Raw genomic sequence first — 25,114 nt, forward strand, 5'->3', positions numbered from 1 at the left:
ATCTGCGTGTCAATGAACGCTTCTTGCTTTATTCTGGAAGTTTAAATATGGTTTCACCAGGCTTTGACATGAAAAAGTCTCGTCTAGCAATTTCTCCAATGTATTCTTCGTCTTTTAGTTTATTCACTTCGTCTTTAAGTTGTGCCTTTTCTTCTAAAAGAGCTTTATATTCTTCGGTCAGCTCTTTCTGTTCTGTCTTTTTTTCATTTAAAAGGGAGAGTTGCTCTGCAATACCCGTAATAATTAAAAAAGCAAAAAAGGAAAATACGATAAAAGCCCCCGTTAAACGCCGATATAACCCGCGTTTACGTTTAGCGATGACCTTCTCATGGCGTTCTTTGTTCTGGATGTATTGTGAGTGAATCTCTGTTATTTTCTTTTGGCGCATTTGTTCGCTCTTCCCCTCCTTTACTTCTTTTTTCCCTTCCAATTGCTGACTTTATTCTTCACTGATTTAAAAAACCCTGCAACTTTTAAATATTTCTCTTTTAAATTATACCATTTTTGTTTTGGAATGAAACGCCATACAAGACTTCCGAACCACTTAAATGGTGAAAAAAGAATTTTTAGTAAAATAACTACGATCCTTTGAAGAAGCTTTAATACATATAAAACAATACCCATAATGAGCATAACCAACCATTTTATCGGCATCACAAGTAAACGGTTGAACAGGTTGTATAAGAATCGAAAAATAGCAGTTACAGCAGAAACGAACCATTCCAGCAACTTTATATATATTTTTTCAAAGAGTGCACGATAAGCAGCATAGCCACAAATTAACGCAATAAAAATATAAAAGCGAATTTCTGCGTGATTTACATGAAGAAGGACATAAAAAACCAGCAAAGCCTGTACCAGCCAAAAGAGCAGATCATTTAAAAAGTGAAGCCAGTGCCACTTTCGCTTTTCATGGATGAATCGACTATAGGTATCAACCGCCATACCGATCCATATTCCCATGAAAACCATAGCAAGCATGGTTTGAAATTGTACGGTTAAGGTCATTTGAACAACTTGCTGAAGAACCCTTTATTTTTTTCACCGGTTTGCTGGTCAAGGTATACGAGATCAAAAACCTTCCCTTCAATATTCACGACACCCGATTCGACATCAAGATTTTTCATCTTCAAGTTTGTCCCGCGTATCGCCAGAAAGCCCATCGTTGTTTCAAGCAGAAATTCCTCATTATCAAAGCTTTCAACCTGCTTAACCCCTGTAATCTCTAAATTCTTACGCCCGACCATTCTTACATCATGATTTGGAGTACTTACTTTTTGATTATAGTTGGTATTAAAATCATATCGTTGGTCCATACATTTCCCTCCTCTATTCCATACAAATGTATGAAACAAGCAGGGGGAATAGAACAAGCTATAAAGAATCAAAAGTGTTGTTTTTTAAATAATTTTCTTTTTGGTTTAGAAGAGCAAGGTGCGAGACTCCTGCAGGATGAGTGGACAGGTGAGACTACTCAATGGCGCAAAGCGACGAGAGGGCTCACCGTACACCCTGCGGAAAGCGAGCAACCTGGAGCGGAAATCAACATCTCACACAGAACAACCCTGCTAAAAGCAAAAGGAAAAGAACCTGAAGAATTCAGGTTCTTTAGTCAGTCGTTTCGATGCGGTTTTCTTCAAGGACGGTGTACATGTTGTCAGCGTCCTCTTTTTTAGTCGTATCCTTAAGCTCGTTAATTTTAACCTTAACAAGCTTTTGGCCAAAACGAATCGCAAGCTCGTCCCCAACTTTTACATCAGAAGAAGCTTTCGCCTGCAATCCGTTTATCGTGATACGGCCCTGATCTGAAATCTCCTTCGCCACAGTTCTTCGTTTAATGAGACGGGAGACTTTCAGAAATTTGTCTAAGCGCATGCTTACTTAACAGCTTCTTTCAGCTTGTTTCCTGCTTTAAATGCTGGAACAGTAGCAGCTGGGATTTGAATTTCTTTACCTGTTTGAGGGTTACGGCCAGTACGGCTAGAACGCTCGCGAGTTTCAAAAGTTCCAAATCCAACAAACTGTACTTTTTCTCCGCCTTTAAGTGCAGCAGTGATTTCATCGATTACGCCATTAACGACTGTTTCTACGTCTTTCTTAGTAAGACCTGACTTTTCTGAGATATTTGTTACCAATTCATTTTTGTTCATTTTTATTACCTCCTAAGGTTTCTTTCAAAGAATTCGTTAGAAACCCTTTATAATTAAGGGTTCATGGTATTTCTCGAGAAAATATTCTCTATTTCTCACTATAATCCTTCTTTGTTGAAAAAAAAATTATTTTGCTTCTACCCATAGACGGTCCATTTCTTCTAATGTCACATCTTCAAAGGAGAGGTTCTTTTCTTTTAGAGCTGACTCGATGTAACGGAACCGCTGATAAAACTTTCTGTTCGTTGCATTAAGCGCTTCTTCAGGATCTATTTTATAGAAACGGGCTAAATTCACAACTGAAAACAGCAGATCCCCTAGCTCTTTCAACCGCTCTTCTCCTTCAGCTTCCTGAAATTCTTTTAATTCCTCTAGAATTTTATCATAAACCGGCTCAATTTCTTTCCAGTCGAATCCAACCTTAGCAGCCTTTTTCTGATAGTGGAAGGCTTTTTGAATCGCCGGCATCCCTTTAGGCACACCATCCAGTAGAGATTCTCTTTTTTCCTTGCCCGCTTCCTGTGCTTTTATCGCTTCCCAGTTTGCAACGACTTCATCAGCATCTTCTGCCTTGACGTCACTAAACACGTGAGGGTGGCGGCGGATCATTTTCTCCGTTAGCAAAGAGATGACATCATCTATTGCAAAAAATCCTTCTTCTTCTCCAATCTGAGCGTGCAGAAGCACTTGGAGCAGAACATCACCTAGCTCTTCAGCTAAAGTTTCATCATCTTCTTCATCAATCGCTTCTAGCACTTCGTACGCTTCTTCAATTAAGTATTTCTTGAGGCTAACGTGGGTTTGTTTCTGATCCCACGGACAACCTCCGGGACCTCTCAATCTTTCAATCACACTTTTTAAGAATGCAAAATCTCGGTACATCATTGTTTCATCTTTCACTGGAGGTACGTATACAGCGGTTAGATTGTTTAGTGTTACAGATTGATCCAACTCATAGAGCGGGACTCTTTTGATCGTCTCGCTGGAACTCCCCGCTGCTGTAACTACCGCCACTTCATAATCATCCGGATACTTCTCCATAAGTGTCAATTTTACTTCCGATGCGATAAAAGAATCATACACTTGCACAATTACAAGATGATGACGTATTTGGATTTCTTCTTTTCTTAGTGCTGTCCCGTCGAGGATCTGACATCCTTCAATAGGATCGATCTTTAAAGCCGTATACATTTCATCAAGAAAACTCTTTCCGCCTGCTACAGAGACTTCTGTTTGATTTTGATCAGCTTGGTTAAGCAGATGCTGAACTGCCTGCTCAGCCACTAAAGGGTGACCTGGCACAGCATAAATCACATGTTCCCATTCCTCAGCCGCTCTAAACAAAAGTTCAGCGATTTCCTCGTATACAGGCTCAAACCGATCATGTTTTTCATAGATTTCATCAAAGGTTATAAATGTTTTCCCTTGTACAACAAGCTCTTCAACTGCAGGGTGATGAACCGTTCTTGCATATATGGTCTCGGCAGATTCAAGCAGCCGATAGATCCCGAGCGTCATCTGATCGAGATTCCCTGCCCCTAAGCCTACAATCGTAATCTTCTTTTTCATTTTCGTCTCCTTTTTTTCAGCCGGTCGACTAACTTCCTGATCGTTTCAACCGAATCGTATACTGAATCCCATTCTTCTTTAGAAAAAATGTTGCATTTTATGATGGCGATAAGATAAAGCATTCCTCCAACTACTGAACTCGTTACGCTTATAAACAAGGCATCTAACCTTGAAGCACCTTCAAACATATTCTCGGCAATAAAGATCCACAACATAACTCCTGCAACCATAACGCCTAATGCAAATAGATAAGCGAATAGGTTACCTGCCCTTACATGCTTCATAAACCTTGTAGCGGTCTGGAGCTTTATTAATTGAATTACTGCGGCCACACTTGTAGCGATGACCGTTGACACTGCTGCGCCTTCCATTCCTAAGTACGGTATCCATACCAGGTTTCCTGCCACTTTTACGAATATCGCAGCCAGGATAGATAACGCCGCATACCTTCCATGACCGATTCCCTGTAAAAGGCCTGTCGATGTATAAATGATGGATACAGGTATTATGGACAGACACAATACAGCAAGTGCAGATGAACCTGCAGCATTCTTAAAGAGCATCGTATTTAAAGGTTCCATGATACAGATGAGACCGACAGCAGCAGCACCGCCAAAAACAACTGAAATCTTTACGGATAGTTTTGTAAGGGCCTGAATCTCAGTTTTTCTTTTTTCCTGTACCAAGTGAGCCATTTCTGGGACGACAGCAAGCGCAACAGAGGCTGCAGCTACCGTTCCCAGCTGAAGTAGAGGCTGACCCCTATCAAATATCCCTTTTAGCAGTTTAGCATCATAGGCCTGCATCCCGCTTTCCACCCACACGTTCACAAAAAGGAACGCATCTACCAGCTGCATAAGGGCTAATACGAGTGCGCTTAAGGATAGATAAATGCTTGATTTCAGTAATTCTATTGCGTACGAAACCCTTATTTTGGCTTTAGAAAGATATGGAGGAGTAATTCCTTTTTTCCAGAAGAACAAAAGGAATAACCCAGAGGCTGCAGCTCCTAAAACAGACCCCGCTAAAGCGCCTGCTCCTGTTTCATAGCTGGAGTAACCTGTTCTAACGAGATAAAACGAAATGAATAAAATGCCTGAAACTCTGAAGGTTTGTTCGAGCAGTTGCGAAACAGCAGTAAGCTGCATATCACCATACCCTTGATATGTACCTCTTAAAAAAGCAGACAGCGGAATAAATAGGAACAGAACCGAAATAACACGAATCGGTAAAGAAAGTTGGCTGTCTCCCATTAATAGGGCTAGGAAAGGTGCCGTAGCAAATAACAAAATAAAAGAAAGAATTCCTAACAAAAAGGATGTCCAAACAGACGTTTTTATAAGATGATCTGTGTTGTTTTTTTCAGATGCGATCATTCTTGAAAGAGCCATCGGAAATCCTGTAAAAGCAATAGCAACGGCTATCGCATAGAAGGGATACGCTTGCTGAAATACATAAAAACCGAAATCGCCTGTCATGTTTTGATAGGGAATTCGGTAGACGGTACTCAATAATTTTACAACAAGGGCTGCTGCAGTTAAGAGCAGAGCACCTTCCCAGACAGAAGACTTTTTTGTGTTCATGCTAGTACCTCAAAAATCACTTTCTATAAAAATATTTCCCGGGACGACACATGTCGACATCCCTCATTAAAATTCTTTTTAATTTTCAACGTATTATATCATAACTAAAAGAATCGTTCGTTCTGTGTAATACGGCTATATATCGTATCGCCCGGCGATACGCATGTTTGTAAAAAACAAAAAAGAAAGGGCGAAGGTAGCCCTTTCTTATTGCTCCATCTGTCTGGCTAAGAATCCTGCAGCTGTCTCGGCAAGTTTCTGCTCTAGTTCAGTAAGCTTCTTTCCTTCTTTTCCGATCATAACGACTGCTCCGATTGGATCGCCCCCCGCTATGATGGGTGCTATGACATGAGATGTATTTTCTTTAATGCCATCAATAAGTTCGGCTTCTGTACCGTTTGATTCAACTAGAGTCTTGCGATCACTCATAGATGATTCAACTACCTTGCCGATCGCTTTATTATGATAGTCTTTTTTGGATCCGCCAGCTACCGCAATATATGTATCGCGGTCAGCAATTAAAACAACATGGCCTGTACTGTCAGCAAGGCTCTCAGCATATTCTTTCGCAAAGTCGCCAAGCTCATTGATCGGAGAATATTTTTTTAGGATGACTTCTCCATCTCTGTCTACAAAAATCTCAAGCGGGTCCCCCTCGCGAATCCTCAGCGTTCTGCGGATTTCTTTAGGTATAACAACGCGCCCAAGATCATCAATACGTCGAACGATACCAGTCGCTTTCATAATAAATAATGCCCTCACTTTCGTATGATGATAGTGCACTGATGTAACAACAAAATGGTTCCTTCTCTGAAAGAATGTTCCATTTTCTAGGTTTATTATTTGTTACATCTCCTGTTCTATTCACGAATGAGAGGGCTTATTAAATTTTAGCGAGTATTTGTAGCCTTTTCTTTCCTCGCATGCTTTATTTCTTTTAGGAAAAGGTCCATCTGCTTTAAGAGTTCTAAGTCTTTTAAGCGTTTTCGGTTAAAGATCACTTTCATCTGGGTATTTTGCATGCCTAGGTTAACATGTCTACCGATCTTGTTTGCGACCTCAAACATTTTTCCGCCATCAATGGTAGCTGTTGAACGTTCGGTGAGCAGCATAGTGATGGTATCTTGCTTCTGATCGATCGACTGAATCCCTTCACGCTTCGCACGGAGTTTTATACCTGCTGCGAGCAATAGACATTCCACTTCCACTGGATAATCGCCAAAACGATCGATGAATTCATCCTGCAGATCCGAAATATCTTTTAACGACTTAGCAGCACGTACATGTTTATACATTTCGATCTTTTGTTTTTCATCCCCGATGTAATTTGAAGGAATATAAGCATCCACTTCGATATTGAAGTCCATTTCTTCTTCGACTTCTTTTGGTTTCGTTCCTTTTCGTTCCTCGATCGCTTCTTCAAGCATTTGAGAATACAAATCAAAACCAACAGAATCAATAAACCCATGCTGCTGGGCTCCAAGAAGGTTCCCTGCACCCCTGATTGACAAGTCACGCATCGCAATTTTAAAACCTGAACCCAACTCCGTGAATTCCTTAATGGCCTGCAGACGCTTCTCAGCGACTTCTGTTAAAACTTTATCACGCTGATACGTAAAGTACGCATAGGCAACACGATTGGATCGTCCTACACGCCCACGAAGCTGGTAAAGCTGGGATAAGCCCATCTTATCGGCATCATAGACGATCAACGTATTTACATTCGGGATATCGACACCCGTTTCGATGATCGTTGTTGAAACTAATACATCATAGTTTCCTTCTAAGAATTCAAGCATGACCGTTTCAAGCTCGTTCTCTGACATTTGACCGTGTGCATAAGCTACCCGGCAATCCGGCACAAGCATGGAGATCTGTTCGGCCATCCTCTCAATCGATTCAACCCGATTATAAAGGAAATACACTTGACCCCCGCGCCCCATCTCTCTTTCGATCGCTTCACGAACCAACGAACCGTTATACTCCATAACATAAGTCTGAATAGGAAAACGGTTTTCAGGAGGCGTCTCGATAACGGATAGATCACGTACACCGAGCATGGACATGTGAAGTGTCCGTGGTATTGGTGTTGCTGTTAATGTAAGTACATCCACATTAGCTTTCAGCTTTTTAATTTTTTCTTTGTGTGTAACACCAAAACGCTGCTCTTCATCAATAATCAGCAAGCCCAGGTCTTTATATTGCACATCTTTTGAAAGAAGACGGTGTGTACCGATCGCAATATCTACCGTTCCTGCTTTTAAGCCCTTGATAACTTCGTTTTGTTCTTTTTTTGAACGGAAACGGCTTAAGCTGCCGATCGTAATCGGAAACTCTGAAAACCGTTCACGAAATGTTTCGTAATGCTGCTGGGCAAGAATCGTTGTAGGTACAAGAAAAGCCACTTGCTTTCCGTCCATAATCGCTTTAAACGCAGCACGGATCGCCACTTCTGTTTTTCCATAACCTACATCCCCACAGAGCAGTCGGTCCATAGGGCGAATGCTTTCCATGTCTTTTTTAATCTCTTCGATCGTCCGCAGCTGATCCTCTGTCTCCTGATAAGGAAAGCTGCTTTCGAATTCACTCTGCTCCACGCCATCTTTTGAGAAAGCATAACCTCTGCTTGCTTCACGTTCCGCATAGAGTTTGATTAAATCATCTGCGATATCCTGAACAGAAGATTTTACTTTGTTCTTTACTTTTTTCCAGTCGCTTCCGCCTAAAGAGTAGATCTTAGGTTCTTTACCCTCTGACCCTACATATTTTTGGACTTGATCAATCTGTTCGACGGGTACATAAAGTGTGTCATTACCAGAATACTTAATGTGCAGGTAGTCCTTATGAACACCTTTGATCTCAAGTGTTTCAATCCCTAAATACTTTCCGATCCCGTGGTTGACGTGAACGACATAGTCTCCCACTTTTAGCTCGGAATAGCTTTTGATACGTTCAGCATTTGTCATCTTCTGTTTACGGGCAGGGCGTTTCGCTTTTTTCGTAAAAACTTCCTCTTCTGTGATGACAACGAGTTTTTGTTTTGTAGATTCAAAGCCGCTCGCAAGGTCTCCAAGCATGATCTGGCTTGTTTTCGGTTGAATTTCTGATTGTTCACCGATGATTCCAGCATCCATCTCGTAATCAGCCAGGACTCTTTCCAGACGGGTTGCCCGTTCTTTGTTCAACGCAACAAAAACAATTGCAAAACCGAGCTTTTTCCAGCGTTCCATTTCTCCTTTGAGTACATTCATCTGTCCATGGAAGTTCTGCATACTTTTACATTCCACATTTAAGATGTTCTGGGGCTGTGTATGTGGAACATGTCTTAAGAAAAGGGAAAGATAAATAACCGGGAACTTCTTTTTGTCGCCTACGATCATGTTCGTGTCAGGCGATATGGTAAGACCCTGTACAAGTTCACCGTGTTCCAAAAGTGCTGTTTGCCACTCTGCTTCTTCCTTATCAAGCTGCTGGCTCGTTTCCTGTATGCGTCCGATCTCATCCATAATGATTAAACAATTAGAAGAAACATAGTCCAAAAGGTTGGCGGGTTTATCATAAAACAAAGAAGCGTACTTATACATACCCTGAAACTGTTGATGTTCTCTTAAACGACCCGTTTCAAAGGTTATATTTTCTACAAGCATCTCTTTAAGAGAATCTTCTTTTATGTTTTTCAAAGTATCTGCCAGCCTGGCGTCAATTCGATCAGCCGCTTGTTCGTAATGCTCATCAAATAAAATAAGTTCTTCTGCAGGCGCGATGGAAATCTGTTGCACCTTATCTTTTGAACGCTGGGTTTCTGCTTCAAAGTATCGGATAGAATCGATCTCTGTATCAAATAGTTCAATACGAACTGGATTTTTTAGAGTGAGAGGGAAAATATCAATAATTCCTCCGCGCACACTAAATTCACCAGGAGTCTGGACCATTGATGTCCTTTCATAACCCATGGCAACTAACTTTTTTAATAGTTGATCAGGATCGATCTCTTCTCCCATTCGAAAAGAAAGTCCCGCTTGTTTCCAAGTTTCAATAGGCGGTAAGTATCTTCTTAATCCTGCGATCGGTGTAATGATGACACCGGAAGCGGAATTGCTTAAATAATTTAACGCATCGATTCGTTGACTTTTTAGTTCTGGACTTGATATCGCCATTTCTGATGAGATCAAGTCATTTACCGGATATAAATAAACTTCATCTTCAGGCAGAAGAGAAATTAAATCATCATACAACTTTTGCGCCTGAAAAAGATTATGTGTGACAACCAATAGAGGTTTGCCTGTTTTTTCATGAAGACCGCTGACCAGCATCGTCCGTGCAGAACCTGAAAGCCCCGCAACTAACTGTTCTTTCAACCCTTCGTTTATGCCCTTTACTATCGAATCAAAATCTTCTCCCTGACTAAAATATCTCTTTAACCCGAGCAATTTTTTCTCCCCTCTCGCGACGTCATAGCCATAAACAAGACATGTAAACAGAAAAAGGCTTTGGTCCGCATCATAGCCTGCGGCCAAAGCTATACGTTATTGAATAAAAGATTTCAGTGTATGAAATTCAGGATATCGTTCTAATGTATCCTGACAATCTTCACAAGTAGTGGTTACTTCTATATCTCCATTCTCTTTATAGGAGAGTAATTCCTGCCGTTCTTGTGCAGTTAATGTTTCAAATCCAAGGTTGGCTGTGTTTACAGTATGGTGGTCAATGGTGCCTACATGTGTTTTACAATGCCTGCACCGGTAATGAATAGCCATAAGAGTTCCCCTTTCGGTTAGCATTCTACTAACCATTATGAGCGGAACATGTATGATCTATTCTTTACCCATTAAACTTATTCATTACCTTATCAAATGATGTATCGATAAAAGCTTGGCTGGCTTTAACCGCACGTTCAATTCCGTTCTCCACATCCGGCTGTTCTTCTTTTGAAAAACGGTTAAGGACAAAGTCCGGAACTGGCTGCTGGTTTTGAGGACGGCCGATTCCAAAACGGATCCGCTTAAATTCCTGCGTTCCAAGATGAGCAATCATCGATTTGATTCCATTATGACCACCAGCACTTCCCTTTGTTCGGAGCCTTAATTTACCTGGCTGTGTATCAAGGTCATCATAAATCACGAGAATGTCCTCTACAGGAATTTGAAAATAATCCATAAATGGACGTATGCATTCACCAGATAAGTTCATATATGTCAGTGGTTTAAGTAAAAAGATTTTTTCCCCTTCTACATTGGCTGTCCCATATATGCCTTTAAATTTTGTTTGCTGCATCTGTATGTTCAAAGAATCGGAAAGTCTGTCGATTACTTCAAACCCTATATTATGTCGAGTTCCATCAAATCTTGATCCAGGATTCCCGAGTCCTATAAACAATTTCACTTTCTTGTCACCTAACCTTTAAAATGTCATACGCCTATTATACATCAATTTTAATAAACAGAATAAAAACGCAGCGGAGGCTGCGTTTTGTATATACCTATTCGTTTGTCTTACCTTCTTCTTGACCATCAGCAACATCATCTCCGACAGATTCAGAGGACTCTGGAGCATCTCCAGCTTCATCCGCTTCCTCTGTGTCAGGATCAGTTTCTTCGTCTTGAAGTTTAGGTGGGACAACACTTGCGATTACTTCATCTTCTTCATGAAGAATTTCGTATTTGCCGCTAGTTGGCAAATCTTTTACATATAAGGAATCACCAATGTTTAAGTCTTCAATAGAAGCTTCTAATTGCTCCGGAAAGTCTGACGGAAGTGCTTTTACGTTTACCGTTGCATGTACTCGCTGCAGAACTCCACCTTCTTTAACGCCGGCAGAATCGCCTGTTAATACTACTGGAACTTCAGCTTCAGTTTCTTTATTTAGATCAATCGCAATAAAATCAATGTGAGTGACAGCATTCTTTAATGGGTGTACTTGCATTTCCTGTACCATGACAGAATAATCTTTTCCATCCACATTCAGCTTAAGGACGCCGTTTCGACCTACTTCTCTATACGCTTTAATAAATTCAGGTTCGTCCACGGACAATGCAACAGACTCTGTTCCGTATCCATAAAGGTTTGCAGGAACATGCCCTTTACTTCTTAACTCCGTCAAAAATGAACGTTTTTCAGTGTTTCGTTTTTCGACTGCTAGATTCGTTGCCATATTGAGATCCACCTTTCCTATTTCGAGTCTCTTAAAAGGATTACCCGAACAGAAAGATTTTAAAACGTGAAGTTTTATTATCTCCATTTAAAAAAGTTTGAATCTACTTTCTCATTTTGACAATAGTTTAAGGCTAGACTCCCCACTTTTTTTGAAATAGCGGGGCTTGTCTAGCCTCATGATGTACCTATTATTCAGGAAAAGAAAAGCTCATCCAATCATCTTTTTACTGAAACTTATTGAATCGGCTTAGTCAAATAATTTAGATACAGAAAGTTGCTCGTGTACACGAATAATCGCTTCACCTAATAATGGTGCTACGGAAAGCTGTGTGATCTTATCGATTTTCTTTTCTTCTGGAAGAACAATCGTGTTTGTTACTACAAGTTCTTTAATAGAAGAATTTTGAATGCGATCCATAGCAGGGCCCGAAAGGACTGGATGCGTACAGCATGCATACACTTCCTTCGCACCGTTTTCCATAAGTGCGTTTGCAGCCAATGTGATCGTACCAGCTGTATCGATAATGTCATCGATCAAGATGGCCGTTTTGCCTTCGATGTTACCTACGATGTTCATAACTTCAGATACATTCGGACGAGGACGGCGCTTATCAATGATGGCGATTGGAGCTTTTAGACGGTCAGCCATTTTACGCGCTCTTGTAACACCACCATGATCTGGTGATACGATAACGATGTCATCCAAGTTTTTATTTGAGAAATAATTAGCAAGAATCGGCACACCAAGAAGCTGGTCTACAGGAATGTCGAAAAAGCCTTGAATTTGAGTCGCATGAAGATCGATTGCAATTACACGAGTTGCCCCTGCTGTTTCAAGCAAGTTTGCAACAAGCTTTGCCGTAATCGGTTCACGCGCACGTGCTTTACGGTCTTGGCGTGCATAGCCGTAGTAAGGAATAACGACATTGATCGTTTTGGCAGATGCACGTTTTAGAGCATCAATCATAATTAAAAGTTCCATTAAATGTTGGTTAACAGGGTCACTTGTGGATTGAATAACATAGACTTCACATCCACGAATACTTTCTTCAATATTAATTTGAATTTCCCCGTCACTGAATTTTGTTACTGAACTTTCTCCAAGTTCGATTCCAATATGCTCGGCAATCTCTTTTGAAAGTTCCTTATTAGAATTTAAAGTGAAAACTTTCAATGTAGGATCTACATACGTACTCATTGATGGCTTCATCCTTCCCCACTCTTAATTAATTATTGTTTTGTTTTTCGTTAAGTTTTTGAACATAATTTTCTTTAACGGTCTGACGCGATCTAGCAATAGACAGCGACTCAGCCGGAACATCATTCGTAATGGTAGAACCTGCTGCAACATAAGCATTCTTTCCAACGGTAACAGGTGCTACTAGGTTGGAATTACAGCCGATGAATGCACCATCTTCTACTTTTGTCAGGAACTTATTCTTACCATCATAATTCACAGTAATAGATCCACAACCTAAGTTAACATCTTTGCCAATCTCAGCATCTCCAATGTAGCTTAGGTGTGAAGCCTTGCTTCCTGTACTCATCACTGATTTTTTAACTTCAACAAAGTTACCGATCTTTACATTATTCTCAAGAACTGATTTAGGACGAATGTGAGCGAATGGCCCGATTGCTGTTTCATTCCCTACTTCACTGTCATGGATGACAGATTGGCGAACCGTATTACCATTCCCCACCACACTGTCTTTAATTTCAGATTGAGGACCAATGATATTCTCTTCACCGATCTTCGTGTTTCCTAAAATAACCGTTCCAGGGTAGATCACTGTATCGCTTCCGATTTCAGCATCATCGGATATATACGTTTGTTCAGGATCGATTAAAGTAACACCGTTTCTCATATGACGTTCGTTGATTCTCTTTTTCATAAAGCTCTCAGCTTTTGAAAGAGCTACTCGGTCATTTACACCCAGTGTTTCGTTAAAATCTGGTGTTTGATACGCTGCTACAACCTCACCAGCTTCTTTCAAGATTTCTATCACATCAGGCAAATAATATTCACCTTGAACATTGTCGTTGCTTACTTTCTTTAATGCTTCAAACAACGCTTTATTATCAAAACAGTATGTTCCTGTATTGATTTCTGTTACTTTGCGTTCTTCTTCCGTCGCATCTTTATGCTCAACATTTCTCTCAACCGTACCTTCGCTGTTACGAATGATACGTCCGTAACCCGTTGGATCATCTGCCTGAGCAGTAAGGATCGTAGCTTTTGCTCCAAGGGAATCATGTTCAGCAATAAGCCTTTCCATAGTTTCGGATGTAATAAGCGGAGTGTCACCACATACTACAAGAGTAACTCCTTCTTTATTAGCAAGAACCTCTTCTGCCTGCATAACCGCATGGGCAGTTCCGAGCTGCTCTTCTTGAAGAACATACTGAATGTGGTCGCCCAGTTGTTCCTGAACCTTTTCTGCTCCATGGCCAACAACAGCCACCATTTGCTTCATTTGAAGTGAGCTGATCTGATCAACAACATGTTGAACCATCGGCTTACCACATACAGGATGTAATACTTTATATAATTTGGATTTCATCCTTGTTCCTTGACCCGCAGCAAGAATGACCGCATAGCGATTTGTCATAGTGAACCTCCATCCATTTTCCTAATTCTTAATATACCATTACGAATATATCTTAAACGCGGGGGCATTTCAAGGAGTGATGAGGGATTGTCAATGGTTTGATATAAATAGAGACAAATAAGGAAGAAATCATCCTTTTTTTTAAGTTTAGGTTTCAGACTATTATAAAAACGGGCAAATAAAAAGAACCTAATCATTTGTGACCAGGCTCTTGATTCTTATTAGGATATTAGGAAGCTCCTGCTTCTTCCAAAGCGGACTCCATTTCTCCCATACGGTGATATTCTGTTAATACCGCATTCTGAATCTTTTCTCGAGTACTTGAAGTAATCGGATGTGCGATATCACGGAACTCCCCATCTGGTGTTCGTTTGCTTGGCATAGCCACGAACATTCCATTATTGCCATCGATTACTCTGATATCATGAATAACAAATTCATGATCGATTGTAATGGAGGCAATCGCTTTCATACGACCTTCTGTATTTACACGGCGTAATCTTACGTCAGTCACTTCCACTTACAAACACCACCTTTTTCCAATAATAAGAACGTAATACTACAATTCTTCATCATTTTACAAAATCCTTCTTTGAATAATAAAAATTTTTAAAAAATTTGTGAAGAGGCTATTTTTATGGGTTTGAAGAAGGATGTAGTGGAGTTATTACCAAATGAAGGCAAAAAAAATAAGCCCTCTAATAAGGAGCTTATTTTACATGGGCGACTACTTCTATTTCCACTTTAGCATCTTTAGGAAGACGGGCTACTTCCACACAAGAGCGTGCGGGCTTATGATCTGAAAAATACTCGCCATAAACTTCATTGATCTCAGCAAATTCATTCATATCTTTAATATAAACAGTAGCTTTGATTACTTCTTCAAGAGAAGAGCCTGCCTCAGCTAGAACGGCTTTTAAGTTGCTGAATACTTGATGTGTCTGTTCTTTCACATCTCCATCCACCATGTTGCCTTCTTTGGTTAGTGGAATCTGCCCAGAACTGAAAAACAAATCATTGAAGACGATTCCTTGGGAGTATGGCCCGATTGCTGCCGGAGCTTCAGTAGTATGAACCTTTTTCATGATGAACGACCTCCATTTAAAGAATAATTGCCTTTTTCTACTTCAATACGGTTTTCTTTTTCGTTTACCTTGGAAAGACGTGCGATTGAAACGTAATCATCAATAAGACGTTCGGATACTTCCTGCGCTTCCACAAGGACACCGATTCCTTCGATATGTGCCTGGAACTCTTCTATCAAACTGATCATCCCTTTAATCGTACCGCCAGCTTTCATAAAATCATCGATGATCAATACACGGGATCCTTGTTTAATGCTTCGTCTTGCAAGAGCCATCGTTTGAATACGTTTTGTGGAACCGGAAACATAATTGATACTCACGGTAGACCCTTCCGTTACCCGGCTGTTGCTTCTTACCACGACTACAGGGACGTCTAAATGAGTAGCAACCGCGTACGCAAGGGGTATTCCTTTTGTCGCGATCGTCATAACAACATCTATTTTTCGTTTAGAGAAGATCGAAGCAAACAAACGACCGATCTGATTAACGAGTCTTGGATTACCGATTATATCTGTAACGTACAGATAACCCCCCGGCAGAATGCGGCTTGGGTCTTCGAGTAGATGGACAAGTTCCTCTACTGTAGCTTCCGCTTCTGCCTGATCGATGCCAGGAATATATTTCACACCGCCTGCTGCTCCTGGAACGGTTTGAACTTGTCCTAATCCGTGCTGTTCAAAATGTTCCTTGATGATAGCAAGGTCTTCACTGATCGATGATTTAGCCGATTCATAACGTTCAACAAAATAAGATAAAGGGATAAGCTGATGGGGATGATGAAGTAGGTAAGCTGTCAAATCAACCATTCTTCCGCTTCTTTTAAGTTTCATATTTTCCTCCAAAACCGAATGTTTGAAGTTAATATAACATTTTTATACGGATTTTATCAATCATTCCCCTAATAGTCTTACCGCGTAAACTTCATTGCAAAAACCTCTTAACCCGTTATAAACCCTCTGAAGCCTGGACTCATGCTGGAATAGCCCAAAAACTGTCGGACCGCTTCCACTCATTAAAACGGCATCCGCTCCAAGCTTCATCATTTGTTCCTTAATATGTTTTACTTCAGGATACATATTAAGGGTTACGGTCTCTAACACATTGCCAAGAAGACGGCAAATCCGATCATAGTCTTTATCTTCAATTGCTTTAACCATTCCTTCTACATCCGGATGTTGGATTCCGGAGAGTTTTAAGTTCCGATACACTTCACCTGTCGAAACTCCGATTGGTGGTTTAGCAAGAAGTACCCAACATGGAGGCGGAGAAGAAATATGATGGATCTTTTCGCCTCGGCCAGTTGCCAGTGCCGTTCCGCCGTATACACAAAACGAAACATCAGACCCGATCTTTGCTCCGAGTTCTGCAAGTTCATCTAAAGACAACCGTAAGTTCCAAAGCTGATTCAGCCCTTTTAATGTTGCTGCTGCGTCACTGCTTCCTCCCGCAAGACCGGCGGCGACCGGGATATGCTTTGAAATATGTATGAAAACACCTTGTTTAATTCCATATGTCTTTTTAAGAAGCAATGCAGCCTGATAGGCTAAGTTTCGTTCATCCAAAGGCACGAAACCGCCCGAGCTTTCTATTCTAATTTCATCTTTTTCTAATAAAGTCAGTTCGATGCGGTCAGCTAAATCAACCGTAGTCATGACCATGGCTACTTCATGAAAGCCATCTTCTCTTTTTCGCAAAGCATCTAGAGACAGATTGATTTTAGCCGGTGCTTTTATGGATACTTTATTATTAATCATCGTAATCCCTGCCTAAAAATCTTACACAATTTTGATATTTTTAATAGTAACACAGGATGTACACTTATATATAGTTAAAATCGTTTCATGTGATGATAGCAGAAAACCGGAGACTTCTATACCTCCGGCTTTTATTTTAATCGCATATTTACTTATTTAATCTTTGCTCAGCTAATTCAAGTGCGCGCTTGACCATATTCCCTGCGTCCTTTGAAGAAATACCGCCCCATCCATCTCGTTGAACTTTATGATAAAAGCCGAGCTCTTTGGCAATTTCAGTCTTTAATCCTTCTGACATCATACCATGTTTGCTTCTTCCCATAATAATAAAACCCCTTTCATATGCGATACGTAATAGTATCTCCAAAAGGGATTAATTCTTGCTGATATGTATGTATGTTTAACTTCAGCCCCAAAGGGTAAAAAAAATAGCAGTAAAGAATTCTTACTGCCCGATAGCTGCTTGTGTATCTTCTAAGAATGTAAGTTCTACTGTTTCTGTGAGTACATCCGCGTAACTATAAGAAACACGTTCAAAAGCGTTGGTGTCCTGATCTAATTTGATAATAAAAACTGCAGGGTACGTCTCCTCCAGTGTTCCTAAACGTTCGATCGTTTTGCGTCGACCGCCATTTGCACGTAAAGAAAGTCTTCTACCCACATTGGACTCTAAAGAGCGTCTAATGTCCACTATTGTTTTACCCATTTTAGGCTCCACCTCACTTAGACAAATTATAACACAAATCGTGTTTTTTTGTCAAATTAAAATTTTCATTATAGCAAGCAAAGTATTTTCATGTCAATGACCAAATATCCTTTTTTTGCTTTTTTTAGTATGTCAATATACCTGGTGAATATGTATAAAATGAAAGATTTCTACAAATAATCCTTAAATTTATGACCATTTGATATATTTTTTTGTTTTTTTATGTCTTTTTTTCTGTTATTTTATATACGGAATTTGCCTCCCCCTATTACCTGATATGTATGATGTAATCAGCTGCTCATAATCAACAAAAAACTCCGGGTTTTCCGGAGTTTTTTGTATCTATGGCTTTGATTTAATTGGCATTCCTGTTCTAAGGAACCCTCTCGTCTCTACACCGCCTAATCCTTCTTTTCCAGTCAGTGTGTTGCGTAAAACATCCATCACATTCACGCGATCCATGAAAGAGGTAAGACTAATCTTTGAAACGATATAAACAGGGTCTAAAGCATGTATATTAATTCGTGCAGGAGAGCTCGCGAAATTAGAACCTACTTTAATTAAAGATTCAAAATGAGATTGGCAAGCACCAGCAAAGATCATCAGATGATCTAGATTCGAATACTTTCTTCGTACTTCACGAACCGTCCTGATGAAGTATTTTGTATGGCGATAAGCATTCACATCTGATATATCGCCCTTTGATTTCATGTAAGCATCATGACCCGTAATAACAAGAATGTCTGGTCTAATCTCGTCTACAAGTGCCGGAACTTTTTCTGGCATATCGGTTTCTTTCATATGAATGCCATAAACAGGCACCCCCAGCTTTTTGTAGAGGTCCAGACATTTATTTAAATATAAGGGATCTCCATCAATATGAAGCACCCTTCCAGGCAGTTCAAAATAGGATTGATCGTATTGATAGCCATTGGTTGAAAGGTATTCCCTTTTTTGTCTCAGTAGATAATAATCCTGTCTGAAGAGCTTAAGTGAGGAATCTTCCTTATCTTTCACTACTTGCCTATGTTCAGTCATCTGCTTATCGTCCACGACAAATAAATCGTCCACTGGAGCATCAGCCCAGAGTCTGAGCTCTTCTCCTGCAAGTTCTGCAATGGTACGATCTTCACTAAATCCTACAATCCGAAAAAGTAAATCCCGTTTGTAAGAGTTCCTGGTCACAATTGTTCCAATCTCTAGTTTCATCTTACTCCCCCTATTTGGAGTAACAAGCTCCACTGCTCCCAATGTTCTTTTATAAGGTTATGAGAGGATAGGGGGAAAAATGAGGTTTATTTTACAAGCGGCAAAAGAGAGTCTGACAGTCTGCCGAATTCTTCGATAGTCAATGTTTCGCCCCGTCGTTTAGGGTCGATTTCCAACTCTTCTAATATAGATAGTAGTTCATCTTTCTTTTCTTTTGAAACAAGCTGGCTTGTAAGGTTGTTCCATAGAGTCTTTCTTCTTTGAGCAAAAGAGGATCTGACAACTTCAAAAAAGAACGCTTCATCTTTTACTTTAACGGCAGGTTCTTTGCGAATCGTCAGCTTGATGACGGATGAATCCACATTAGGTGCTGGAACAAAAACCGTTTTCGGCACTTTAATCATCGTCTCAGCTTTCGCATAGTACTGAATCGCGATAGACAAGGAATTATAATCCTTTGAACCTGGAGATGCAGCCAAACGATCGGCTACCTCCTTCTGTATCATACAGACAATGCCGCGTATTGGGAGTTTGTCTTGAAGAAGCTTCATGATGATAGGCGTTGTTACATAATACGGTAGGTTTGCAACGACCATCAAGTCTTGTCCTTCTTCAAAGTACTCTTTGATCACTTGATGAATATCAGCTTTTAACACATCAGAATGAATGACTTCCACATGGGGGTACGGAGCCAGAGTTTCTTTTAATATAGGAAGGAGCCTTTGATCGATCTCAAAGGCTACAGCTTTCTTGGCAGCCCTCGCGATAAACTCTGTTAAGGCACCGATTCCAGGACCGATCTCAATAACCCCTGAGTTTTCCGTTAAATCAGCAGCATTAACGATATTATTAAGTATGTTGCGATCGATTAAAAAGTTTTGCCCCAGACTTTTCTTAAATGTAAAACCATGTTTTTCAAGTATGGCCTTTGTAGATTGTGGGGTTGAGATATCTTTTCTCATGACTAACTACTCCTCCTCATTTCTATAGAGCGCCTGCAGAGCTTTCTGAAATTCATCCTGAGTGACGCGAAACATATTTAAACGCTTATACAATTGTTTTGCATTCATATAACCTAACCGAAGCTCTCTACCAATGATCTCACGTCTTCTTTTTGAATCTGGTCCTCCGGTCAGTCCAGCTGCCATTAGATCTTCCCAAGCAATTAATTCACTTTCTTCTGTTTCCAGCATTTCTTCTCTCACATGTGAAAGAGCTTCAATAATCGCTTCCTTCGAAGCGTGCTCTACGCCTACACCTTTATTACCTTTAGCCAGGGCGTCATGTTTTGCTAAATATGCATGCTTACAGCCCGGAACGAACTCAGAAATGATCTGCCTAATTCTCTTTCCAGGAAAATCTGGATCTGTAAATACGATAATTCCCCGAATATTATGGGCTCTTTTTATCCGATTCAACGTATCTATACTTATTTCTGATCCATTTGTTTCAATTGTATCCGCTTCAACCGAGCGTTTTATGGCGAGTGTATCGCTCTTACCTTCAACAATAATAATTTCTTTTATTTTTTTCATGATTTCCTCCAAAACGGTGAAACCTTTTTAGGCATTGTAACGTCTAATCATTTGAACGAAAAAACATCTTTTACTAGTATACCCCAGGCGTCAAGAAAGTCTAGGTTTGTCTAGCCCTAACTTCGAAGTACTTACTTTCTTTAAGTACAAAAAAAGCACAGGGAATTATCCCTATGCTTTATTAGTTTAAATTAATTGATGATACGAATCTTAATCGTTTTTCTTCCCCAAGCTTCTGCTTTTGATTGCGAAGAAAAGAATACATCTATCTTGTTACCCTTAATCGCTCCTCCAGTATCTGATGCAATGGCATAGCCATACCCTTCAACATATACTTTCGAGCCAAGAGGAATAACGTTTGGATCGACTGCGATAACTTTCGCATTCGGATTCGCCTTTAAATTGTAGCCTGAAGCAGTAATTCCAGAACATCCTGAGCAGTTAGCAGTATAAGCCGTACTTGTTACAGTAAGCTCTCTTCCGCCAGTTTCACTCGTAGCTTTACTACGTGAAACAACAGGCTTCGGTTGTGGTTGTGGTTTTGCTTTTGTACCGATAGCAACAATTTTATCTGTGCTCTCAGTTAATGTCTTTTTGCCGACAAGTTTTCTGGAAACTTCTTTACCGTTTTCCATGACAACTTCATAACGTTTTTCAAGTTTGCCATTATTGCCGTCTTGTACAACACGCTCTTTGCCTTCTGTTAAGTTGCTGTCTTTACGATTAACAGTAGCAAATGGTGTTTCTTCTTCCACTACATCGGTGACCTTTTCTACTCTGATGACTTCAACCTGCGTTTTGCCAGTAAGCTTTTCTGTTTTGGCAGGTGATACACGGTCAATTTCACCTAGTGATACCTTTTGTTGCTTCAAAAGGTCAGCGACGGTAGTCGAAGTGGTCCAAACTTGCTGTGCTTTTCCGCCTACAACAAGTTTCACCGGAAATGCTGATTCGATCTTTATCTTTCCTTGATCTTGGATATCAGCAGTTAGGTTTGGCTTAATGACATCATGTTCTTTCAGCGATAGTTGCTGTTCTTTTACGAATTGCTCAACAGTCTTTGCTGTAGTCCACACTTTTTTGTCTTTGCCATCTATGGTAAGGACGATTTCTTTAGCCTTTAAGTAATCAACCTGCATGTTATCTTCAACCTTAGCAGAAAGCCCAGGTTTTACCACATCATGCTGGTTAGGTTTTATATTTTGTTCGCTTAATAGTTCCCCTACTGTGCTAGCATGTGTTTTTACTTCCGTTTTCTTTCCGTCAAGCATTAGAGTTACTTCTGCTTTCGTAGTTTCATAACCTACGAACCCAGTCGTTACCGCTAAAACGATAAGAGCGGTTATAGAAAGATAAAGTTTCTTTCTCGTAAAACGTGAGAACAAAGCTGTAATATTCTTATACATCCAATTCCTCCCCTACAAGGACTGCATTATAAATATCTTTTTTCTATCTGTCAAATCCCTCCTTTTTCGTCATTAATTGACCCAAGGCTAATTATGAGCAGATAAGAAGGAAAAAGGGAAGAAAAAACGTTTGACAATTTTCCTGTCCCTTTTGTCAATTCTTGAAAGATGAATGTGATATTCATCATGCTTCGTTGGTTTCCGACAACATATTCTATCGAGATATGTTGAAAATTCGAAATGCGTTGTCGGACGTTTTCTTTATGATGTCTTCAAGTGGAAGATCTTTTATCTCTGATAATGATTCTGCTACATACTTTACATAAGATGGTTCGTTTCTTTTTCCTCTTAACGGATGAGGACTAAGATAAGGACAATCAGTTTCGATCAAAAGCCGGTCCATAGGAATTTCTTTCGCAACTTCCTTAACCTTTTTTGCATTCTTAAATGTTACTGGTCCACCAAAGCTTATGTAGAAATTCATGTCCATACATTGACGGGCTACTTCTAAACTTCCACTATAGCAATGCATGATGCCGCCAACTTCATGGGCTTCTTCTTCCCTAAGTATGTCAACAACGTCTTGTGTCGCTTCCCGGTTATGAATAACGATGGGCAGCTTCACTTTTTTCGCGAGTTGGATCTGGCGTCTGAATACTTCTTTTTGAACATCTGCAGGCGACTTATCCCAATGATAATCTAACCCCATTTCGCCAAGAGCGACAACCTTTGGATGTGCTGCAAGTTCTTCAATCCAAGCCAGATCTTCTTCGGTCATGTCGATCGCATCAACCGGATGCCAGCCTACGCAAGCATAAATGAAGTCATATTCTTCCGCAAGTTCCATGGCACCTTTGATCGTTTCTCGATCAAAACCGACCACTACGATGTGGTGAACTCCTTCATCTAAAGCCCGCTGAATAACCGCCTGACGGTCTTCCTTAAATTGTGTTGCATTGAGATGTGCGTGTGTATCAAACATAATGTACATCCTTTCGACTTTACAAATCTTATCACATTTACCATTCATTCGGGTAACAGTAGCATTACAATATAATTACATTTTAGGTATTTAGACCTATTTTAAGTAAGTGTTTAGACGTGTTCAAACACTCTTAGGCAATGAAAAATATTAAAAAAGCGGGGAAATCCTCCCCGCTTTTTCTCATTATTTAACTTTTGCACCATTTGGCAGGGATTGATCAACGGTAGCTAACGTTAATTGTCCATCGGAAGAACCCGCTAAAATCATTCCTTCTGAAAGCTCTCCACGTAATTTCACTGGTTTCAGGTTTGTTACGCAAATCACTTTATGCCCAACAAGATCATCTGGCTTATAATACTGTGCAATTCCAGAAACTACCTGGCGTTTTTCATAACCTAAGTCCAATTGAAGCTTTAATAATTTATCTGCTTTTTTAACAGGTTCAGCTGCAATTACTGTAGCAACTCTTAAATCTACCTTCATGAAATCATCGATAGAGATCTCAGGTTTTTGTTCATTTTCTGCAGATGGAGCAGCTTCTTTCTTCGGTTCTTCTTTTTTCGTATCTGCAGGTGCAGAAGTGCTTCCCATAGAATCTTTTATGAACTGTACTTCTACTTCTGTTTCAAGTCGAGGGAAGATCGGATCTCCTTTTACGACTGTAGTGCCCCCTGGAATCGTACCGAACCCTTTTAAAGAATCCCAGTCTGTAAGTTTAGGGTCATCCAATCCAAGCTGACTCCAGATTTTCGCAGGAGTCTCTGTCATGAACGGTTGAATCAAAACGGATACGATACGGATTGATTCTGCAAGGTGGTACATCACACTTGCCAATTCCTTTTGTTTTGCTTCATCTTTAGCTAGCACCCACGGCTGTGTTTCATCAATGTATTTGTTCGTGCGGCTAACAAGCTGCCAAATCGTTGAAAGTGCAATTGAAAATTCAAGATTTTCCATCGCTTCTTCTGTTTTTCTTACGGTTTCCATTGCAAAGTCTTCTAGAATTCCATCAAATTCTGTAACTTGCCCTTCATATGCTGGAATCTTGCCTTCGAAGTACTTGCCGATCATTGCGATCGTACGGTTTAAAAGATTTCCTAAGTCGTTTGCGAGATCTGCATTTACTCGATCAACGAAGCTTTCAGGTGTAAATACGCCATCAGAGCCAAACGGCACTTCACGTAGTAAGTAATAACGAAGCGGATCAAGACCATAACGGTCGATCAGCACAAGAGGATCCACTACATTTCCTTTAGACTTAGACATCTTTCCGTCTTTCATTAACAGCCATCCATGTGCGATAACTTGTTTTGGTAAAGGAAGTCCTAAAGCCATCAGCATGATCGGCCAATAAATCGTATGGAAACGTACAATCTCTTTACTCATAAGGTGGACATCTGCTGGCCAGTATTTTTGATACTTTTCATCATTTTCACTGCCATAGCCAAGTGCCGTAATATAATTCGAAAGCGCATCAATCCAGACATAGATGACATGCTTCGGATTTCCTGGAACCTTAATCCCCCAGTCAAATGAGGTACGGGAAACCGCTAGATCCTCAAGACCCGGCTTAATAAAGTTATTGATCATTTCGCGCTTTCTTGACTCTGGATAGATAAATGAAGGGTTTTCTTCATAATAAGCAAGCAAGCGGTCTGCATATTTACTCATGCGAAAGAAGTAGCTTTCTTCTTTTACTTTTTTCACGTCGCGTCCACAGTCCGGACATTTACCGTCTTCAAGCTGACGTTCTGTAAAAAATGACTCACAGTCCGTACAGTACCAACCCTCGTATTCACTTAAGTAAATATCATCTTGGTCTAAAAGCTGCTGAAAGATTTTTTCGACAGATTTTTTATGACGCTCATCCGTTGTACGGATGTAATCATCATAAGAGATGTCCATCTTCTTCCACAAAGCTTTAATGTCGTCCACGATTCCATCTACATACTGTTGCGGGTGAAGACCTTGTTCGTTAGCTTTCTTTTGAATCTTTTCCCCATGTTCATCCGATCCAGTAAGATACATAACATCGAATCCCTTTAAACGCTTGTATCTTGCCATCGCATCCCCAGCTGTCGTTGTATATGCATGACCGATGTGGAGCTTTCCGCTTGGATAATAGATTGGTGTTGTAATATAGAATGTTGGTTTTGCCACTTATACCGCCTCCTCAAAGTCTTCTGTAATAAGGAAAAAAAGCCCCTCCATTTAGGGACTGTTCGTCTTTTGAAATGGCTCTTCTCAAACAATGAAAACAGCCTTTTACCATTAGGGAAACATTTACCTATGTCGGAAAATGTATCTTTTTTACAAAAACTATAAAAAACTGTTTACTCTAGGACATAAAAGTAAAAAAGCAAGCGAAAG

26 protein-coding genes are annotated in these 25,114 nt (G+C 40.2%); all 26 read right to left on the bottom strand.

Features of this window, described 5'->3' with window-relative positions; all coding sequences use genetic code 11:
- Window positions 1-28 precede the first annotated feature (28 nt).
- The 26 genes from M3206_RS16275 to metG all read right to left on the bottom strand — a co-directional run bounded on the left by M3206_RS16275 (window position 29) and on the right by metG (window position 24,904).
- Window positions 29-388: an FtsB family cell division protein gene (locus M3206_RS16275; RefSeq protein WP_251313568.1), complete on the bottom strand. Its 360-nt coding sequence runs from the start codon at window positions 386-388 to the stop codon at window positions 29-31.
- A 20-nt stretch (window positions 389-408) separates the two neighbouring features.
- Window positions 409-1,008 carry a spore cortex biosynthesis protein YabQ gene (gene yabQ, locus M3206_RS16280; protein ID WP_251313569.1) on the bottom strand — a complete coding sequence of 200 codons (600 nt, stop codon included), beginning with the start codon at window positions 1,006-1,008 and terminating at the stop codon, window positions 409-411.
- Complete coding sequence (yabP, locus tag M3206_RS16285; protein ID WP_251313570.1) at window positions 1,005-1,316, bottom strand: sporulation protein YabP; 312 nt, start codon at window positions 1,314-1,316, stop codon at window positions 1,005-1,007. Before yabP ends, yabQ begins: the two co-directional genes overlap by 4 nt.
- 292 nt (window positions 1,317-1,608) lie before the next feature.
- On the bottom strand, window positions 1,609-1,875 hold the full coding sequence (locus tag M3206_RS16290) for an RNA-binding S4 domain-containing protein (protein ID WP_251313571.1): 267 nt from the start codon (window positions 1,873-1,875) through the stop codon (window positions 1,609-1,611).
- Window positions 1,876-1,877: 2 nt separating this feature from the next.
- The gene (locus tag M3206_RS16295) at window positions 1,878-2,150 is read right to left on the bottom strand and encodes an HU family DNA-binding protein (RefSeq protein WP_130297510.1); all 273 of its coding nucleotides are present in this window, start codon (window positions 2,148-2,150) and stop codon (window positions 1,878-1,880) included.
- Window positions 2,151-2,276: 126 nt separating this feature from the next.
- Window positions 2,277-3,719, bottom strand: coding sequence for a nucleoside triphosphate pyrophosphohydrolase (gene mazG / locus M3206_RS16300; protein ID WP_251313572.1), 1,443 nt, complete (start codon window positions 3,717-3,719; stop codon window positions 2,277-2,279).
- The gene (locus M3206_RS16305; protein ID WP_251313573.1) at window positions 3,716-5,302 is read right to left on the bottom strand and encodes a putative polysaccharide biosynthesis protein; all 1,587 of its coding nucleotides are present in this window, start codon (window positions 5,300-5,302) and stop codon (window positions 3,716-3,718) included. The genes mazG and M3206_RS16305 overlap by 4 nt, the downstream gene beginning before the upstream one ends.
- 207 nt (window positions 5,303-5,509) lie before the next feature.
- On the bottom strand, window positions 5,510-6,046 hold the full coding sequence (spoVT, locus tag M3206_RS16310; protein ID WP_077365604.1) for a stage V sporulation protein T: 537 nt from the start codon (window positions 6,044-6,046) through the stop codon (window positions 5,510-5,512).
- A 146-nt stretch (window positions 6,047-6,192) separates the two neighbouring features.
- Window positions 6,193-9,732 carry a transcription-repair coupling factor gene (mfd, locus tag M3206_RS16315; protein WP_251313574.1) on the bottom strand — a complete coding sequence of 1,180 codons (3,540 nt, stop codon included), beginning with the start codon at window positions 9,730-9,732 and terminating at the stop codon, window positions 6,193-6,195.
- A gap of 96 nt (window positions 9,733-9,828) precedes the next feature.
- Window positions 9,829-10,059: an anti-sigma-F factor Fin family protein gene (locus M3206_RS16320; RefSeq protein WP_251313575.1), complete on the bottom strand. Its 231-nt coding sequence runs from the start codon at window positions 10,057-10,059 to the stop codon at window positions 9,829-9,831.
- Window positions 10,060-10,123: 64 nt separating this feature from the next.
- Window positions 10,124-10,684 carry an aminoacyl-tRNA hydrolase gene (gene pth / locus M3206_RS16325; RefSeq protein ID WP_251313576.1) on the bottom strand — a complete coding sequence of 187 codons (561 nt, stop codon included), beginning with the start codon at window positions 10,682-10,684 and terminating at the stop codon, window positions 10,124-10,126.
- A gap of 97 nt (window positions 10,685-10,781) precedes the next feature.
- Window positions 10,782-11,453, bottom strand: coding sequence for a 50S ribosomal protein L25/general stress protein Ctc (locus M3206_RS16330; protein ID WP_251313577.1), 672 nt, complete (start codon window positions 11,451-11,453; stop codon window positions 10,782-10,784).
- 249 nt (window positions 11,454-11,702) lie between these two features.
- Window positions 11,703-12,653: a ribose-phosphate diphosphokinase gene (locus M3206_RS16335; RefSeq protein WP_066294464.1), complete on the bottom strand. Its 951-nt coding sequence runs from the start codon at window positions 12,651-12,653 to the stop codon at window positions 11,703-11,705.
- Window positions 12,654-12,681: 28 nt separating this feature from the next.
- The gene (gene glmU / locus M3206_RS16340) at window positions 12,682-14,064 is read right to left on the bottom strand and encodes a bifunctional UDP-N-acetylglucosamine diphosphorylase/glucosamine-1-phosphate N-acetyltransferase GlmU (protein WP_251313578.1); all 1,383 of its coding nucleotides are present in this window, start codon (window positions 14,062-14,064) and stop codon (window positions 12,682-12,684) included.
- 229 nt (window positions 14,065-14,293) lie between these two features.
- Window positions 14,294-14,584: a septation regulator SpoVG gene (gene spoVG / locus M3206_RS16345; protein WP_066238133.1), complete on the bottom strand. Its 291-nt coding sequence runs from the start codon at window positions 14,582-14,584 to the stop codon at window positions 14,294-14,296.
- Between the two features lie 190 nt (window positions 14,585-14,774).
- On the bottom strand, window positions 14,775-15,152 hold the full coding sequence (locus tag M3206_RS16350) for a RidA family protein (protein ID WP_251313599.1): 378 nt from the start codon (window positions 15,150-15,152) through the stop codon (window positions 14,775-14,777).
- Window positions 15,146-15,979, bottom strand: a complete 834-nt coding sequence (gene purR / locus M3206_RS16355; RefSeq protein WP_251313579.1) for a pur operon repressor — start codon at window positions 15,977-15,979, stop codon at window positions 15,146-15,148. The genes M3206_RS16350 and purR overlap by 7 nt, the downstream gene beginning before the upstream one ends.
- A 60-nt stretch (window positions 15,980-16,039) precedes the next feature.
- On the bottom strand, window positions 16,040-16,903 hold the full coding sequence (ispE, locus tag M3206_RS16360) for a 4-(cytidine 5'-diphospho)-2-C-methyl-D-erythritol kinase (RefSeq protein WP_251313580.1): 864 nt from the start codon (window positions 16,901-16,903) through the stop codon (window positions 16,040-16,042).
- Window positions 16,904-17,051: 148 nt separating this feature from the next.
- Window positions 17,052-17,225 carry a small, acid-soluble spore protein, alpha/beta type gene (locus M3206_RS16365; protein ID WP_251313581.1) on the bottom strand — a complete coding sequence of 58 codons (174 nt, stop codon included), beginning with the start codon at window positions 17,223-17,225 and terminating at the stop codon, window positions 17,052-17,054.
- 123 nt (window positions 17,226-17,348) lie between these two features.
- The gene (veg, locus tag M3206_RS16370) at window positions 17,349-17,609 is read right to left on the bottom strand and encodes a biofilm formation stimulator Veg (RefSeq protein ID WP_066238125.1); all 261 of its coding nucleotides are present in this window, start codon (window positions 17,607-17,609) and stop codon (window positions 17,349-17,351) included.
- Between the two features lie 342 nt (window positions 17,610-17,951).
- Window positions 17,952-18,818: a sporulation peptidase YabG gene (gene yabG, locus M3206_RS16375; RefSeq protein ID WP_251313582.1), complete on the bottom strand. Its 867-nt coding sequence runs from the start codon at window positions 18,816-18,818 to the stop codon at window positions 17,952-17,954.
- A gap of 86 nt (window positions 18,819-18,904) precedes the next feature.
- Window positions 18,905-19,780 (bottom strand): 16S rRNA (adenine(1518)-N(6)/adenine(1519)-N(6))-dimethyltransferase RsmA, encoded by an 876-nt coding sequence (rsmA, locus tag M3206_RS16380; RefSeq protein ID WP_251313583.1) that lies wholly within the window; start codon window positions 19,778-19,780, stop codon window positions 18,905-18,907.
- 6 nt (window positions 19,781-19,786) lie between these two features.
- Window positions 19,787-20,353, bottom strand: coding sequence for a ribonuclease M5 (gene rnmV / locus M3206_RS16385; protein WP_251313584.1), 567 nt, complete (start codon window positions 20,351-20,353; stop codon window positions 19,787-19,789).
- A gap of 191 nt (window positions 20,354-20,544) precedes the next feature.
- Window positions 20,545-21,759, bottom strand: coding sequence for a G5 and 3D domain-containing protein (locus tag M3206_RS16390; protein WP_251313585.1), 1,215 nt, complete (start codon window positions 21,757-21,759; stop codon window positions 20,545-20,547).
- A 214-nt stretch (window positions 21,760-21,973) separates the two neighbouring features.
- On the bottom strand, window positions 21,974-22,744 hold the full coding sequence (locus M3206_RS16395; protein WP_251313600.1) for a TatD family hydrolase: 771 nt from the start codon (window positions 22,742-22,744) through the stop codon (window positions 21,974-21,976).
- 183 nt (window positions 22,745-22,927) lie between these two features.
- Complete coding sequence (metG, locus tag M3206_RS16400) at window positions 22,928-24,904, bottom strand: methionine--tRNA ligase (protein WP_251313586.1); 1,977 nt, start codon at window positions 24,902-24,904, stop codon at window positions 22,928-22,930.
- Between the last annotated feature and the right edge of the window lie 210 nt (window positions 24,905-25,114).

It is taken from the genome of Fictibacillus phosphorivorans, assembly GCF_023715845.1.
Taxonomy (GTDB): Bacteria; Bacillota; Bacilli; order Bacillales; family Fictibacillaceae; genus Fictibacillus; species Fictibacillus phosphorivorans_D.

What these genes read in the sequence shown, in the direction of transcription:
- M3206_RS16275 (WP_251313568.1), bottom strand. Translation starts at nt 388, where the DNA reads ATGCGCCAAAAGAAAATAACAGAGATTCACTCACAATACATCCAGAAC.
- yabQ (WP_251313569.1), bottom strand. Translation starts at nt 1,008, where the DNA reads ATGACCTTAACCGTACAATTTCAAACCATGCTTGCTATGGTTTTCATG.
- yabP (WP_251313570.1), bottom strand. Translation starts at nt 1,316, where the DNA reads ATGGACCAACGATATGATTTTAATACCAACTATAATCAAAAAGTAAGT.
- M3206_RS16290 (WP_251313571.1), bottom strand. Translation starts at nt 1,875, where the DNA reads ATGCGCTTAGACAAATTTCTGAAAGTCTCCCGTCTCATTAAACGAAGA.
- M3206_RS16295 (WP_130297510.1), bottom strand. Translation starts at nt 2,150, where the DNA reads ATGAACAAAAATGAATTGGTAACAAATATCTCAGAAAAGTCAGGTCTT.
- mazG (WP_251313572.1), bottom strand. Translation starts at nt 3,719, where the DNA reads ATGAAAAAGAAGATTACGATTGTAGGCTTAGGGGCAGGGAATCTCGAT.
- M3206_RS16305 (WP_251313573.1), bottom strand. Translation starts at nt 5,302, where the DNA reads ATGAACACAAAAAAGTCTTCTGTCTGGGAAGGTGCTCTGCTCTTAACT.
- spoVT (WP_077365604.1), bottom strand. Translation starts at nt 6,046, where the DNA reads ATGAAAGCGACTGGTATCGTTCGACGTATTGATGATCTTGGGCGCGTT.
- M3206_RS16320 (WP_251313575.1), bottom strand. Translation starts at nt 10,059, where the DNA reads ATGGCTATTCATTACCGGTGCAGGCATTGTAAAACACATGTAGGCACC.
- M3206_RS16330 (WP_251313577.1), bottom strand. Translation starts at nt 11,453, where the DNA reads ATGGCAACGAATCTAGCAGTCGAAAAACGAAACACTGAAAAACGTTCA.
- M3206_RS16335 (WP_066294464.1), bottom strand. Translation starts at nt 12,653, where the DNA reads ATGAGTACGTATGTAGATCCTACATTGAAAGTTTTCACTTTAAATTCT.
- glmU (WP_251313578.1), bottom strand. Translation starts at nt 14,064, where the DNA reads ATGACAAATCGCTATGCGGTCATTCTTGCTGCGGGTCAAGGAACAAGG.
- purR (WP_251313579.1), bottom strand. Translation starts at nt 15,979, where the DNA reads ATGAAACTTAAAAGAAGCGGAAGAATGGTTGATTTGACAGCTTACCTA.
- ispE (WP_251313580.1), bottom strand. Translation starts at nt 16,903, where the DNA reads ATGATTAATAATAAAGTATCCATAAAAGCACCGGCTAAAATCAATCTG.
- M3206_RS16365 (WP_251313581.1), bottom strand. Translation starts at nt 17,225, where the DNA reads ATGGGAAGAAGCAAACATGGTATGATGTCAGAAGGATTAAAGACTGAA.
- veg (WP_066238125.1), bottom strand. Translation starts at nt 17,609, where the DNA reads ATGGGTAAAACAATAGTGGACATTAGACGCTCTTTAGAGTCCAATGTG.
- yabG (WP_251313582.1), bottom strand. Translation starts at nt 18,818, where the DNA reads ATGAAACTAGAGATTGGAACAATTGTGACCAGGAACTCTTACAAACGG.
- rsmA (WP_251313583.1), bottom strand. Translation starts at nt 19,780, where the DNA reads ATGAGAAAAGATATCTCAACCCCACAATCTACAAAGGCCATACTTGAA.
- rnmV (WP_251313584.1), bottom strand. Translation starts at nt 20,353, where the DNA reads ATGAAAAAAATAAAAGAAATTATTATTGTTGAAGGTAAGAGCGATACA.
- M3206_RS16390 (WP_251313585.1), bottom strand. Translation starts at nt 21,759, where the DNA reads ATGTATAAGAATATTACAGCTTTGTTCTCACGTTTTACGAGAAAGAAA.